The 771-nt window shown below is 43.5% G+C and carries 1 protein-coding gene; it reads right to left on the bottom strand.

Annotated elements, in window-relative coordinates; all coding sequences use genetic code 11:
* Positions 1–360: 360 nt before the first annotated feature.
* A partial coding sequence (locus KIV40_RS22190; RefSeq protein ID WP_285351349.1) for a transposase occupies positions 361–771 on the bottom strand: 411 nt, incomplete at its 5' end.

The raw sequence follows: 771 nt of genomic DNA, 5'->3' as shown, positions 1-771 counted from the left end.
TGAGACTCGCAACAGCGTCATTTCCTAGAGTGAAGAATGAGCGAGTAGGGAATCTCATTTCACACTCATGCCCGAAATGTCGTCATTCTGAAAAACGAGGAACGTATATGGACTCCCCTAGTAATGCAAGAAGCTTAAGTTAGCGGTTTACAAGTGCACGTATATCCGGTTTCTTTATGGGGAGCTACCCCGAACCTCTATGGCTTAATCCACTGAACAAGGGGTCTTATCGAGCGAGTGGCGTACTATCGCCTTCGTCCCTCACAGAGTTTCCCTTGTTTGCTCTGTTAGCGCTATATTCATGACTTACTTGCTTACATGTGGGTATCGAAGTTTTTCTTAACCTTATAAAGCTGATCGTTAAGCGATTAACGCTTCATTATAAGATTGATTACTTTTTAACATGGCACATGCCATCCTGATCGTTTTGTTCGCAAGGGCGACGACAACTTGGTTAAATGGTTTTCTTTCTAATAAGTTTCGGAGCCAGCAACTTAATCGATCTTTTTTATCTCGTATATTAGCTACGACTGCTCTTGCTCCATGAACTATAAGAGACCGAAGGGTTTTATCTCCGGACTTACTTATTCCGTGGTTTTTGTTCTTACCACCACTACCTCTATGTGTTGGGACTAACCCTAAACTTGCACTCGCTCCTCGACCATTTCTATAGGCTGAAGCATCACCCATACGGGCGAAAATAGCACTCGCAATAATCCAACGTACACCTCGCAGAGTGATAAGTAATTGGCAAGCTGGTATTTGCCTTGC

The sequence above is a fragment of the Vibrio sp. D173a genome, from assembly GCF_030248475.1.
Note: the sequence above shows the minus strand (reverse complement) of the source record. Positions and strands in the feature narration are given on the sequence as shown.